We start from the raw sequence: 13,090 nt of genomic DNA, 5'->3' as shown, positions 1-13,090 counted from the left end.
CAGCAAACCATCCTTAAGGCTCACGCATGCCGTCCGTCATCAACGGCATGAAGCTGTTCAGCAGATACTGCATGATAGTCCGTTTACCGACACGAATATCGGCTGTCACTGGCATGCCCGGCTGAGGATGGAAAAAGCTCGGCACGCCGTGTAGCGTGTACCGATCAACACGCAGACGGACACGATAAAATTCCTTACTACTGCTATCAGGCGTGACGTCATTATCCTGCTGACCGCCGCTTCCCGCCCCTCCGACAAAGGAGTCCGCACTAATCGTCCGCACAGTAGCATCTGCACCACCATATTGCTGGTATGGGAAAGTCGCAAATTTGACCAATGCCTTGTCGCCAAGCCTTACAAACCCTGCATCTTTACCAGACATGACGGTTTCAATCTCCAGCCCCTTACCCACGGGAACCAAGGTCATCACCTTTTGACCCGCCGTTAACACCGCACCAACAGACACTTTGGAGATATTCAGCACAATGGCATCTTCATCTGCTTTCAGCGTGACGAGACTGTTGTGCAGCACGGCCTTCTGATACGCGCTTTTCGCTTCAGACAAATGATGTTGCGCTGTAACCAGATCACGGTAGGCTTCGGCCTTCCAATTCTGAATATAGCCTTCTTTCTCAGAAACCTGAGCCGCCAACTTGTTCCGCGTACTCCCAGCCTGCTGCTGAGCTGCAATCTGGGATCGTTCCACTTCCATTAACTCATTCTGCGCACTGAGAGTGGACAGCTTACTTCCCACTTGGTCCTTCTGCAGCTGCATCCGCATTTTATGGACATCCGCCGCCACTTTGGCGCGCGCAGCATACATGGCAGCACTTGCCTGAGCGCTCTGTAGGTCATTCTGCAGGCTGGCAATCTGCTTGTCGTAATTGCTGATTTTGGCATCAAATTCAGCCTTACGCCGAATGAAAGCCTCAGCCTGCTGAACAGATGACGAATTTCTGGGATCGACAGAATAGAGTTTGCCTTGTGTCTCTGCGATCAGACGATCAACCTCGGCCTGATACTGTTCACTCTGCGCCTGCATATTCTCAATATCGGCACCCGACGACGTCGGGTCCAGATGAGCAAGGACATCTCCTTTATGAACAAAATCGCCTTCCCGCACATCAATTGAGCGGACAATGGACGTATCCAGAGGCTGAACCAGCAGGGTCTGTTCTGTCGAGACAAGGCGACCTTCCGTCGAAACCACCCGGTCAAGCGGAAAAACGGTCATCACAGTTACGGATGAAATAACCAACGCTCCGACAAGCCAGGAAATATACCGCGCTGAAGGCGTAGGCGGCATATTGACCAACGCGGCCGTTGGAGAATGGAACTCCAGCAGAGCCGGAGGCATATCACCCTGCGCATAGGGGTCATCCGCCTGACGCAGAAAATCAGGCTCGCTTTCCGTGCTCACGTCGGAACCGGTCGTCTGCCCTGAGGCCACAATATCCTGTTCACTCATGGCTTATTCTCCTTCCGCGACCAGAGACGACGAGCCGGGCTTCGCTTTCCCCTCCGTATGACGGTTCTGCTGCATCCACAGAGTACGATAGATATCACACCGTTCCAGCAAAACATCGTGAGGCGCAATATCCGCCACAGACCCATGATCCATCACACAGATCTGGTCACAGTTTACCAGAGAAGACAGACGATGCGAGACAATCACCATGGTGCGCCCCTTACCGATCCGCTCAAGGTTGGCATTCACCAAGGCTTCGCTTTCCGGATCAAGTGCTGACGTGGCTTCATCCAGAATCATCAGCTTGGGATCAGTAATCACGGCACGTGCAATCGCCAGACGCTGACGCTGACCACCAGAAATATTGGTGGACCCTTCTTCAATAAAAGTCTCATAGCCAGCTGGCATACGTTCAATGAACTCTTCGGCACCAGCCAGACGTGCAGCACGCACGACGTCATCAATCGTATAACCGGGGCGGCCTGCCGTAATATTGTCACGGATGGTGCCCCGGAACAGGAAGTTATCCTGTAGCACCACACCGAAAGACCGCCGCAGATGCGTCAGGTTGATTTCACGCAGATCAATCCCATCCAACTTCAGATAACCAGTGTAGGACCGACTGACGCCCTGAAGCAGTCGAGTAATAGTGGATTTCCCAGAACCGCTTCGCCCAACCAGACCGAGCATGGTCCCGGCAGGCACTTCAAAATTCACATCATTAAGAGCTTTGGAGGTCGAGCCCGGATAGGTGAAGTCCACCCCATCAAACGACAAAGCACCTTTGATAGGAGGCCGCATCCCCGTGGTCAGCGCTTTGGTTTCGCTCGGCTGATTCAACACAGAAGCAGCCTCACTCAAAGACGTCGTCACTTCGTTAAAATCGTCCAGCAGCTTTGCAAAACCGACCAGTGGCGCTGCAATACGCCCCCCCAGCATCATGAACGCCACGAGGCCACCGACACCGACAGCCGATGGATTAACCAGCGCCAGATAAGCCCCGATTAGAATAATACCACGGTTAATAAACAGATCGAGTGGCATCACCAGAGTCTGCGGCCAGTTAGACATCCGTCCGACCGCCAGTTTCCAGCGAATCACAACCGCCGTTACCTCGTCCCAGACCTGTTTACGCATATTTTCCAGCGCCAGCGTCTTCAAGGTCCGGATCCCGGCAACCGTCTCGTATAAAATCGCCCCGCGCTCACGTTCGGCCTGCATTTGCTCACCCATGACACGCGCAACTGGCCCCATGAAGATCACGACGATTAGACCGATACAACCAGCGGCGGCAACTGTCATCCACGCAAGAGTAGAGCTGAGATAGAACAGAAACGGCAAGATAACGACCAGCGTGAACAGATCCAGAAAGGTCGACATAAGTTTGCCGGTCAGAAAGTCGCGGACTTTATAAATAGCCATCACACGACCAAGGATATTACCCGCCTGCTGGCGTTCAAAATACTCCAGGGGCAAAGAAACCAGACGACTGAAAACATGCAGGGAAAGGCGGGCATCAACACGGGTTGTCAGCACCATGGAAAGCTCCCGCCGCCCATAAGACAGCAGCACTTCATAGACTGAAAAAACGACAATAATCCCACTGATCGAAACCAGCGTCGACATGGATTTGTAATTCACCACACGATCAATGACCTGCATCACAATCAATGGCGGGAAAATCTGCAGAATACTAAGCGTCATGGACGCAATGGCAATGTCGCGCAGAGACCGCTTTTCTCGCAGGACCATTTTGGCCAGCCAGGTCAGATTGATTGGTGCATCCGCTTCAGACTGATCCCGACGCCGTTTGATCAGGAGAATATCACCGGTCCAGATACGGCTCAAACGCAACTCATCGACCGGCATGGGGGCCGCAGCTTCATCTTTCAGCGGATCACGTAGCCAGACGACACCTTTACCCGGATCTGCCCCTACCATGATTGCAGCGGAACCATCACGGAACATCAGCACAATTGGGGGCGAATTGGTCATTTTGACCAGATAACGCCACTTGATGCGCATCCCCTTGGCGACCGCACCCTGCTCTTCCAGCCAGCGTACCAGAGTAGCCGGTGACGGGCTTTCTTCTTCCGGGTCTGCCGCAAAATCGCGGATATCCAGTTCCAGCCCATGGAAACGCGCAGCGGCAACAACCGCACGCAGGCGAATGATGGCTGGGCTCAGGCGGGAGGCACTCTCATGGCCTGGATCAGAAGAAGGGCCAGAAACATCAGGCACATGGTCAGTCTGGTTCACGAACAACCCTTTTGGCAAAACCTTAATACGCGGTCCGAACGCCTTAGATCGCCAGCTCCCGGACAAAAGCTCTTATGACAGGGTGTGGGGACGACCTCAAAGTGTTTCTCAGCCTGCATCCCGCCATGCCGCGTTATTTTTTCAACAATAACAGGAAAAACGGCTGGAAACTGCCTCCAGCCCATAAAGAGAAAAAACCAATGGGTCAGACTGGAGCGCCTGCATCAAACCCGCCTTATCCTGCGGGAGACAAATCAGGGAAAGCGTCTGAAAAAAAACACATTCCCCGCGCGCCCGCGCCTGCATGAGACTGATCAGAAACCGCCCCAGTTCACCACCTTCCTGACAGCAGGCACACCCGCTCCCATGGTTTGCACCGGCCGCCTGAGGGATCCATGTCCGCACGTCTCCCCATCCGGCCTGCTGCGCCGGGGAGGGCTGAACACCAAGAAAGACCGCCAGACTACCGGCCTGTGCCTGCCCCTCTGCCATCTCCACAGACAACAGGCGCAACCGTATCCGCCGGTCCTCGGGCCCTTTCCAGAGCAGAGGACTGGTAGACACAGATGCCGCTCTCTGGAATAACACTCTACCCTCCGGGCCGGCGTCCGACCGAGGCTCTTCTTCCCGTTTTTTGTGATTTATGGGTGCCATGTCTTCTCGTCTTCCGCTTCTCGATGCTCTGCGCAATCAGGTCCTGCTGTGTGACGGAGGGATGGGTTCACGCATTCAGATGCTCGATCTGGATCTGAAACGGGATTACTGGGGGCAGGAAAACTGCACGGAAATCCTGACACTCTCGCGTCCTGAACTGATCCGGGAAATCCACCGCGGCTATTATGAGGCCGGGGCGGACATGGTGGAAACCAACACGTTTGGTGGCTCTCCGATCACTCTGAGCGAATTTGATCTGGCTGACAAGACGCGTGAGATCAACCGCAACTCCGCCATTCTGGCGCGGGAAGCCGCGGAAAGCTTTGCCGATGGCCGCACCCGCTATGTGGTGGGCTCCGTCGGCCCGGGCACCAAGCTGCCGTCTCTGGGCAATGTGGATTATGATACGCTGGAAGCCGCTCTTGCCGAGCAGGGACGCGGCCTGATTGAAGGCGGCGTAGACGCTATCCTGATTGAAACCTGTCAGGACACGTTGCAGATCAAGGCAGCCGTCAACGGCATGAAAATTGCCCGCGCGGAAATGGGCACACCCACCCCGATTTTTGTGCAGGTGACGGTCGAAACCACCGGCACACTGCTGGTCGGCCCGGATATTGCTGCGGCTGCCACGGTCATCCACAGCCTTGATGTAGACCTGATGGGCCTGAACTGCGCTACCGGCCCGCAGGAAATGGCCGAACACGTCCGCTGGCTGTCCGAAAACTGGCCGCGCCTGATTTCCGTCCAGCCGAATGCCGGCCTTCCAGAACTGGTGGACGGCCAGACCCGCTACCCCCTCTCCCCTGAAGATATGGCCACGTGGGTCGAGCGCTTTATTGTGGAAGACGGGCTGAACATGGTGGGCGGCTGCTGTGGCACCTCCACCCCGCATATTGCAGCGCTCGACGCCATGCTGCGCCGCCGCGCGGAAGGCACCGGCCAGCATCGCCCGGCTCCTGTGCCCAAAAAATCCGTGTGGGTTCCATCTGTTGCCAGCCTGTATTCTCAGGTGCCGCTGCGGCAGGAAAACGCCTATTTCTCCATTGGCGAACGCTGCAACGCCAACGGCTCCAAAAAATGGCGCGAACTGCAGGAAGCCCATGACTGGGACGGTTGCGTGGCCCTTGGCCGTGAGCAGGCCAAGGAAGGCTCCAACGCGCTGGATATCTGCACCGCTTTTGTCGGCCGGAACGAGCGGGCGGAAATGGATGAAGTCATCAAACGCTTCACCTCCTCCGTCAACGCACCGCTGGTGATTGATTCCACCGAAACGCCAGTGATCGAAGCGGCCCTGAAGCTGCATGGCGGCAAGCCCATCATCAACTCCATCAACTTTGAAGATGGTGAAGGCCCGGCCACGGACCGCATGCGTCTGGCCCGCAAGTTTGGCGCGGCCGTCGTGGCGCTGACCATTGATGAAGTCGGCATGGCCCGTCGCCCGGAAGACAAACTGCGCATTGCCTCCCGTCTGGTTGAGTTTGCCTGCGAGAAATACGGCCTGCCGCAGTCGGACCTGATGATTGACCCACTGACCTTCACCATCGCCACGGGTGCGGAAGATGACCGCAAGCTGGGCCAGTGGACGCTGGAAGGCATCCGCATGATCCGCGAGGCCTTCCCGGATATTCAGATTGTGCTGGGTCTGTCCAACATCTCCTTCGGGCTGAACCCGGCGGCCCGCGCCGTGCTGAACTCGGTCTATCTGGACCACGCTGTAAAAGCAGGCATGACCGCCGCCATTGTGCACGTGTCCAAAATCCGCCCGCTGCACATGATTGCCCCGGAAGAAGTGAAGGTTGCGGAAGACCTGATCTTTGACCGCCGGACGGAAGATTATGACCCGCTGCAAAAGCTGCTGGCCCTGTTTGCTGACCGGAAGGCGTCGGAAGCCGTTAAGCGCAAACGCGCAGAAACCGTGGAAGAACGCCTGCGCGACCGCATTGTGGACGGCGACCGCAAGGGGTTGGAAGTGGACCTTGATGAAGCAATGGCCAAGATGCCGCCGCTCGAAATCATCAATACGGTCCTGCTGGATGGCATGAAGGTGGTGGGCGAGCTGTTCGGCTCCGGCAAGATGCAGCTCCCCTTCGTGCTGCAATCTGCCGAGACCATGAAAGCCGCCGTGGCCCATCTGGAGCCCCACATGGAGCGCGCAGAAGGCCAGCAGCGCGGCACTATCGTGCTCGCCACCGTTAAGGGTGACGTGCATGACATCGGCAAAAATCTGGTCGATATCATCCTGACCAACAACGGCTACCGTGTGGTCAATCTGGGCATCAAGGTGCCGGTAGCGGACATGATAGAGTCCGCTCGTAAGGAAAAGGCCGATGCCATTGGCATGTCCGGCCTGCTGGTGAAATCCACCGTTATCATGCGGGAAAATCTGGAAGAGATTTCCCGCGCCGGGCTGGATGTGCCAGTGCTGCTGGGCGGTGCGGCCCTAACCCGCAATTACGTAGAAGAAGACTGCGTGGCTGCCTACGCCCCCACCGGGCGCGTGGCCTATGCACGTGATGCATTTGACGGCCTGACCCTGATGGATCAGATCGCGCAGAAAGGCTTTGACGATTATCTGGCGGCTGTCAGCAAAAAGCGCGAGGGCAAGGCGACCCGCCGCAACGCCCGTGCGCCGGAGCAGGCAGAAACACGCGGCTTTACGCCCATCGACCCCGCCGCCGCCCGCGCCCGGCGCGAACGGATGACGGCGGAGGAACCGCAGCTGACCCCGCCTTTCTGGGGCCCGCGGGTGCTGACCGCCACGCCGGAAGCCATTCTGCCGTTCCTGAATGAGCGCGCGCTGTATCAGTTCCAGTGGGGCTTCCGGAAACAGGGCCGCTCGCTGGATGAGTTCCTGAAATGGGCCAAACAGGATCTGCGCCCCATTCTGCGCCGCATGCTGGACCTGTCAGCCAAGGAAAACATCCTGTCCCCGCAGGCCTCTTACGGCTACTGGAAAGCCGCTGGCGACGGGAACGACCTCGTGCTGTTTGAAGAAGACGGTACGACGGAAGCTGCCCGCTTCACCCTACCCCGCCAGCCGCGCGAGGATGGTGAGTGCATTGCCGACTTCGTGCGCGATATCAACGATGGCGAGCGCGATGTCGTCGGGTTGCAGGTGGTTACAGTAGGCCAGAAGGCGTCCGACATTGCGCGCGACTGGTTTGAAGAAAACCGCTATCAGGACTATCTCTACCTGCACGGCCTCTCGGTCGAGATGGCAGAAGCCATGGCGGAATACACCCACAAGCGCATTCGCTCGGAACTGGGTTTTGCTGCCGATGATGCGCGCGACATGGATACGCTGCTCCAGCAGGGCTATCGCGGGTCTCGCTATTCCTTCGGCTATCCGGCCTGCCCGCGGCTGGAAGACCAGCACCCCATCCTGAAGTTACTGGATGCAGAGCGGATTGGGGTGTCGCTTACGGATGGGGATCAGCTCCACCCGGAACAATCGACCTCCGCACTTGTTATCCTTAACAAACATGCGAAATACTTCACCATCTGAGACCTGCCCGGGTCTGTAACACCCCTCTGGTCAGGGGTAAGCCGGGCGCCCCGGTCCTGACCTTTGAACCAGAAGGGAACTGCTACCTTGGAACTGCTGACCCTTATTGATCTTGCCGGCAGCGTCGCCCTGCTGCTGTGGGGCGTCCATATGGTGCAGACCGGCGTGCAGCGAGCCTGTGGCGCACGGCTGAACAGCCTGCTCTCCCGTATGCTGGGCAACCGGTTTCAGGCCTTCCTGACTGGCCTTGGCATTACGGCCGTCCTCCAGTCTTCCACCGCAACCGGATTGATGATTACCGGTCTGGCCGCCCGCGGGCAGCTGGAACTGGCCCCCGCACTGGCCGTCATGCTGGGGGCCAATGTCGGCACCACGCTGATTGTTCAGCTGCTCTCTTTTGATGTCGCTGCTATTGCCCCCGTCTTTGTGCTGACCGGCGTCATGCTGTTCCGGCGCGGGCAAGGCACATGGCGGGATTCCGGGCGCGTCTTTATCGGTCTGGGGCTGATCCTTATCTCCCTGCGGCAGTTCCTCGTGCTGCTTGGCCCTTACACGCACCGGCCGGAACTGACGGCTGTGCTAGGGGCCATGAGCTCGCACGACCTGGCCGCTGTGCTGCTGGGCGCGGTAATTACGTGGATCAGCCACTCCTCCGTGGCGACTGTGATGCTCATCACCACCTTTGCGACCAGCGGCACCATTCCGGTGGAAACCGCACTAGCGCTGGTGCTGGGGGCCAATATCGGCACCTCCATCAACCCGGTCGTGGAAGGCAGCCGGACGGATCTGACCGCCCGCCGCATTTCCATGGGCAATCTGCTGGTGCGGGTGCTGGGAGCTGGCGTCATCTTGCCCGTTCTGCCCTGGCTGAGTGCGCTTGTGGCCCGGATGGAGCCGGATGCTGCGCGTCAGGTGGCGGACTTCCACACGCTGTTCAACATCCTGCTGGCCCTGCTGATGATCCCGCTGCTCAACAGCTACGCCCGCCTGATGATGCGACTGATCCCGACCCCGCCGCAAACAGCCCAGCAAACACCGGGCACCCCGCTCTATCTGGACCGCCTGCTGCTTGATAAAGCCCCTCAGCTGGCGGTAGGCAGCGCTACGCGAGAGGCCATGCGGCTGTGCGACCTGCTGGCCGCCATGCTCCATGCCATGCGGGATGGTCTGACCTCTTCCGACCCGGCCCGCGCCGGAGCGGCCCGCCCGCTCGGTAACGCCATGGAAGATCTGGGCAACGCCATCCGCTCCTATCTGGCCGGGCTGGACCCGGAGACTGCCAACCAGCGGGAAATGGACCGGGCTGAAGATATTCTGGCCTTCACAACCCAGCTCCTGCACGCCGAGGACATTGTGGAGCGCAGCGTTGTGCCCATGGTGCAGAAAATGGCCCGCCAGCGCTTACAGCTCCCGCAAGATCTGCTGGCTCCGGTGCTGACCATGGCCACCCAGCTGACCACCAATCTGAATGTCTGCGCCACCGTGCTGCTGGGCACGGAACGCGGTATGCCCAACCCGCTGAACGGCCAGAAAGACTTTTTCCGCGATCTGGAAATTGAGGCCACCACGGCCTATTTCGAGCGCCTGCGCAAACAGACTTCTGACGCCTCATCCGCCGCAGAAGGCAGCGATGTCTCCCTGCAGGATGAAGAAGTGACGTATCAGCTCACCCTGCTGCGCGACCTGCGGCGTGTGAACACCCATATTGTCGCGGCTTCCACCTACCCCATGACACCGGGCGAGGATGAGCTGTTTGTACAGGGACCTCCCGAGCAGCCTGCACCGCAGACGGCTCTGCCGCACCACCCAGCCACCAATCCCCCGCAGGAAGGTTGACCAGCCTCCCCTCTCCCGCCCATCATTGCAGAATGCCGCACGTGTCCGATCCTAAAGCTCGTCCCTCCCTGACTTCCGGGCAAGCGCCTGCCCCGGCAGGGACCCGCACGGCCACAGCACAGCCTGCGCCCTCACCCGAGCAGCAGGCCATGATCAGGCGGCTCAGCCAGATAATGGGGCAGCATGCCACGGCCTGCACGGCGGCCTTTATTGCCCGCAAGCACGCCGACATTATCCGGGAAAGCGCTGCTTTCATGCGCAGTCTGGAAGCCGTCTGGGCAGAAGAAGGCGTGGATCCGACAGATGTGTGGACCGAACTCCTCCGCCGGATTGAGGTGGGCGACCTCTTCCTGCGCCTCAACCAGCCGCCGCACCGCAAGAAACTGAACGGCAAAGCCGTCCGCCCCTGGCGGATTTCCACCAGCAAGCTCCCCTGAGAGACGTTTGCCCCCATGGCAGCCATCGACATTATTTCTCTTGTGATTGTGGGGATTTCTGCCCTGCATGGTCTGTGGCGCGGCTTTACGCGGCAGGCGCTGGGCCTTGGCGGCTGGATTCTGGCCATTCTGCTGGCCTGCCGGTTCTATCCGCTGCTTATTCCGTGGACGACCCCTTACCTGTCCAACCCTCTGGCCGCCCATGCCGCAGCGTTCGTCATCCTGCTCCTTGGGCTGCTGATTGCCGCGGCCCTGTTCTCAGCCTTTATCGTCCGGCTGGTGCATCTGACGGCTCTGAGCAGTCTGGACCGAACGCTGGGGTGTGGCTTTGGGGTCATACGCGGCGGCTTACTTGTCGTGCTGCTGTTTATGGTCGCCCAGTGGTTCATGATGCCGGAAGATATGGCCAGCCTTGAGGCAAATGGGCGACTAACCCCTTATATTCGTCTCGGCGCAGCCTATATCCAACCATTCCTGCCGGTTTTCAGTGCGAAAGGGGTTGCACCGAATCTCTCCACGGGTCATGACGCCACCTTGTGATCTCTTGCGGCCCTATGCCGGCTATTTGCGGAGGCCCTGCGCACCGATGCTCTCCCACCCGACCCTTCCTGAAGCACCTGCTGGTGCCTCGTGCCATGATGACGACCATCCGCATGAAGAATGCGCCGTCTTTGGTGTCTGGAATGCCAAAGACGCTGCCGCCCTGACAGCCCTTGGTCTGCACGCCCTCCAACACCGGGGGCAGGAAGCCGCCGGCATTGTCTCCTACGATGGCCGCTTCCACTCCCACCGCGGACTGGGACTGGTTGGCGATGTGTTCAATGACCCCCGCGTGATGGCGACCCTGAAAGGGGACCGCGCCATTGGCCATAACCGTTACGCTACAACCGGCGCGACCCTGCTGCGCAACGTGCAGCCGCTGTTTGCCGAATTCGCCTTTGGCGGTCTGGCCGTGGCCCATAACGGCAACCTGACCAATTCTGATTCCCTGCGTCAGGAACTCATCCGCCGTGGCTGCCTCTTCCAGTCCACTATGGACACGGAAGTGTTTGTCCACCTGATTGCCATTTCTCTTTACGCGACTGTGGAAGACCGCCTGATTGACGCGCTCAAGCGCGTGACGGGTGCCTATTCTCTGGTCGTGCTCTCTCAGGATGCCCTCATGGGCGTGCGTGACCCCATGGGTGTGCGTCCGCTGGTGCTGGGCCGCCTGCCGGGTGAAGATGGTAAGGAAGGCAGCTGGGTTCTGGCGTCGGAAACCTGCGGCCTCGACATCATCGGTGCCGAATTTGTACGGGATGTGGAAGCGGGCGAGCTGGTCATTATCGACGATAATGGCATCCGTTCCCTGCGTCCGTTTGGCGATACCAAGCCGCATTTCTGCGTGTTTGAATATATCTACTTCGCCCGTCCGGACTCCGTGCTGGAAGGCCTGCCCGTTTATGCCGTGCGTAAGCAGATCGGTAAGGAACTGGCGCAGGAAAGCGGCGTAGACGCCGATGTGGTGGTGCCGGTGCCGGATTCCGGCGTGCCGTCCGCCATGGGGTATGCAGAAGCCAGCGGTATTCCGTTTGAGCTAGGCATTATCCGCAACCATTATGTGGGCCGCACCTTCATTGAACCCACGGACCAGATCCGTAATCTGGGCGTGAAGATGAAACATTCCACCAACCGCCCGGCACTTGATGGCAAGCGGGTTATTCTGGTGGACGACTCCATTGTGCGTGGCACAACCTCCCGCAAAATTGTGGACATGGTGCGTGCTGCCGGGGCCAGGGAAGTGCATATGCGCATCTCCTCCCCGCCCACCAAACATTCCTGCTTCTATGGCATCGACACGCCTGAACGCAGCCATCTGCTGGCCGCCCAGCATGACCTTGCCACCATGGCGGAACTGATTGGTGTGGATAGTCTGGCCTTTATCTCACTGGACGGTCTCTACCGCGCCATGGGCCATGAAAGCCGCGGCGCCTACCGTGAGCGCTATTGCGATGCCTGCTTTACCGGGGACTATCCCATTCCCCTGATCGACCACGATCGGGAATTCGGCCCCGATTCAGCCTGAGGCTGAGCCGAGAACCAAAAAAAGGCGGCCCGAAATGGGGCCGCCTTTTTTATTGTCCGGGGTTTGGGTGCTCCGCCTGATCATCAGGCCTTACACCGAGCAGACGCAGCGCGCGCCGCCTCTGATGGGACGAGCGCGACGGGGGAAACCCCGGATTTTACTTCCGATGATGAGGCGCAGAGCCGGCGGTCCCAGAGTCCGTCGTCGCGCTTTCCGGCACCGGCGGCATCATCCGCAGTTGCGCTGCGGCCTGATCCGCCAGCTGACCGAGAAGCTGGCTGAGCGCCTGCACCATCGCCATCGTCCCGGAAGAGACCGCAGGCGCCTGCACCAGCACGCGCTGCATATAGAACTGCCCGCTGGTATCCGGTGCGCCGGCCTGCGCGCCTTTGACGGACAGCGCGGCCTCAATCTGCACGGCACCGGACGGGCCGGTGGAGAACCGCGTCACAGAGAGTTCGACGTAGGCCTGCGGCTCAGTGGAGACAGCATCATTTTCCGCGAACACGCTGGTGCCCGGCAGACGCTGGGCCAGATCCCCCGCGAGTGCGCGGCTAATCTGCCCGGCCAGCGAATCTCCCCACGCATCATTGGCAGAAACCGTCAGCTTGTAGCCGGTATCTGCCGTTACAATACGGTCCCGATCCAGCCCGGAGGCAATGGTGGGCTGACGCACCTCCACAAAACGCGGACCACCCGGCGCAGGCTGCCCCGGCACAACAGAGAGCGTGTAGAGCGTCGGCCCTGCCCCGCTGGAGCAGGCCGTGAGCGTTGTTGCCATCACACCCAGTCCGGCAGCCCCCAGAAGCAGGCTACGACGAGGAAGAGAAGCCTGAAGGCAGCGTGAGGAAGAAGAGTGCGTCATG

Annotated in this window: 9 protein-coding genes; 5 read left to right on the top strand and 4 right to left on the bottom strand. The window is 59.3% G+C overall.

The genetic code is table 11. The annotated features are described in order from the left end of the window. Positions 1–13: 13 nt before the first annotated feature. The 3 genes from ACHQGU_RS01550 to ACHQGU_RS01540 all read right to left on the bottom strand — a co-directional run bounded on the left by ACHQGU_RS01550 (position 14) and on the right by ACHQGU_RS01540 (position 4,291). Positions 14–1,468 (bottom strand): HlyD family type I secretion periplasmic adaptor subunit, encoded by a 1,455-nt coding sequence (locus ACHQGU_RS01550; RefSeq protein WP_395495639.1) that lies wholly within the window; start codon positions 1,466–1,468, stop codon positions 14–16. A 3-nt stretch (positions 1,469–1,471) separates the two neighbouring features. After that, positions 1,472–3,727: a peptidase domain-containing ABC transporter gene (locus ACHQGU_RS01545; RefSeq protein WP_395495638.1), complete on the bottom strand. Its 2,256-nt coding sequence runs from the start codon at positions 3,725–3,727 to the stop codon at positions 1,472–1,474. A 141-nt stretch (positions 3,728–3,868) separates the two neighbouring features. Next, positions 3,869–4,291, bottom strand: coding sequence for a hypothetical protein (locus tag ACHQGU_RS01540; RefSeq protein ID WP_395495637.1), 423 nt, complete (start codon positions 4,289–4,291; stop codon positions 3,869–3,871). Positions 4,292–4,379: 88 nt separating this feature from the next. On the opposite strand from ACHQGU_RS01540, the gene metH reads away from it, so the two are divergent. The 5 genes from metH to purF all read left to right on the top strand — a co-directional run bounded on the left by metH (position 4,380) and on the right by purF (position 12,224). Beyond that, on the top strand, positions 4,380–7,886 hold the full coding sequence (metH, locus tag ACHQGU_RS01535; RefSeq protein ID WP_395495636.1) for a methionine synthase: 3,507 nt from the start codon (positions 4,380–4,382) through the stop codon (positions 7,884–7,886). Positions 7,887–7,973: 87 nt separating this feature from the next. Beyond that, on the top strand, positions 7,974–9,722 hold the full coding sequence (locus tag ACHQGU_RS01530) for a Na/Pi cotransporter family protein (protein WP_395495635.1): 1,749 nt from the start codon (positions 7,974–7,976) through the stop codon (positions 9,720–9,722). Positions 9,723–9,754: 32 nt separating this feature from the next. Further along, entirely contained in the window at positions 9,755–10,159 is a 405-nt protein-coding gene (locus ACHQGU_RS01525) for a phosphoribosyl-ATP pyrophosphatase (protein WP_395495634.1), read from the top strand. 15 nt (positions 10,160–10,174) lie between these two features. Then, the gene (locus tag ACHQGU_RS01520) at positions 10,175–10,699 is read left to right on the top strand and encodes a CvpA family protein (RefSeq protein ID WP_395495633.1); all 525 of its coding nucleotides are present in this window, start codon (positions 10,175–10,177) and stop codon (positions 10,697–10,699) included. A gap of 46 nt (positions 10,700–10,745) precedes the next feature. Further along, the gene (gene purF / locus ACHQGU_RS01515) at positions 10,746–12,224 is read left to right on the top strand and encodes an amidophosphoribosyltransferase (protein ID WP_062141059.1); all 1,479 of its coding nucleotides are present in this window, start codon (positions 10,746–10,748) and stop codon (positions 12,222–12,224) included. A 157-nt stretch (positions 12,225–12,381) separates the two neighbouring features. Here the strand turns inward: purF and ACHQGU_RS01510 are convergent, their stop codons facing one another. Then, on the bottom strand, positions 12,382–13,089 hold the full coding sequence (locus ACHQGU_RS01510) for a membrane integrity-associated transporter subunit PqiC (protein WP_395495632.1): 708 nt from the start codon (positions 13,087–13,089) through the stop codon (positions 12,382–12,384). Position 13,090: the final 1 nt, after the last annotated feature.

This window comes from Acetobacter sp. KSO5, from assembly GCF_044094635.1.
Classification (GTDB): domain Bacteria; phylum Pseudomonadota; class Alphaproteobacteria; order Acetobacterales; family Acetobacteraceae; genus Acetobacter; species Acetobacter cerevisiae.
Note: the sequence above shows the minus strand (reverse complement) of the source record. Positions and strands in the feature narration are given on the sequence as shown.

What these genes read in the sequence shown, in the direction of transcription:
- ACHQGU_RS01550 (WP_395495639.1), bottom strand. Translation starts at nt 1,468, where the DNA reads ATGAGTGAACAGGATATTGTGGCCTCAGGGCAGACGACCGGTTCCGAC.
- metH (WP_395495636.1), top strand. Translation starts at nt 4,380, where the DNA reads ATGTCTTCTCGTCTTCCGCTTCTCGATGCTCTGCGCAATCAGGTCCTG.
- ACHQGU_RS01525 (WP_395495634.1), top strand. Translation starts at nt 9,755, where the DNA reads ATGCCGCACGTGTCCGATCCTAAAGCTCGTCCCTCCCTGACTTCCGGG.
- ACHQGU_RS01520 (WP_395495633.1), top strand. Translation starts at nt 10,175, where the DNA reads ATGGCAGCCATCGACATTATTTCTCTTGTGATTGTGGGGATTTCTGCC.
- purF (WP_062141059.1), top strand. Translation starts at nt 10,746, where the DNA reads ATGCTCTCCCACCCGACCCTTCCTGAAGCACCTGCTGGTGCCTCGTGC.
- ACHQGU_RS01510 (WP_395495632.1), bottom strand. Translation starts at nt 13,089, where the DNA reads ATGACGCACTCTTCTTCCTCACGCTGCCTTCAGGCTTCTCTTCCTCGT.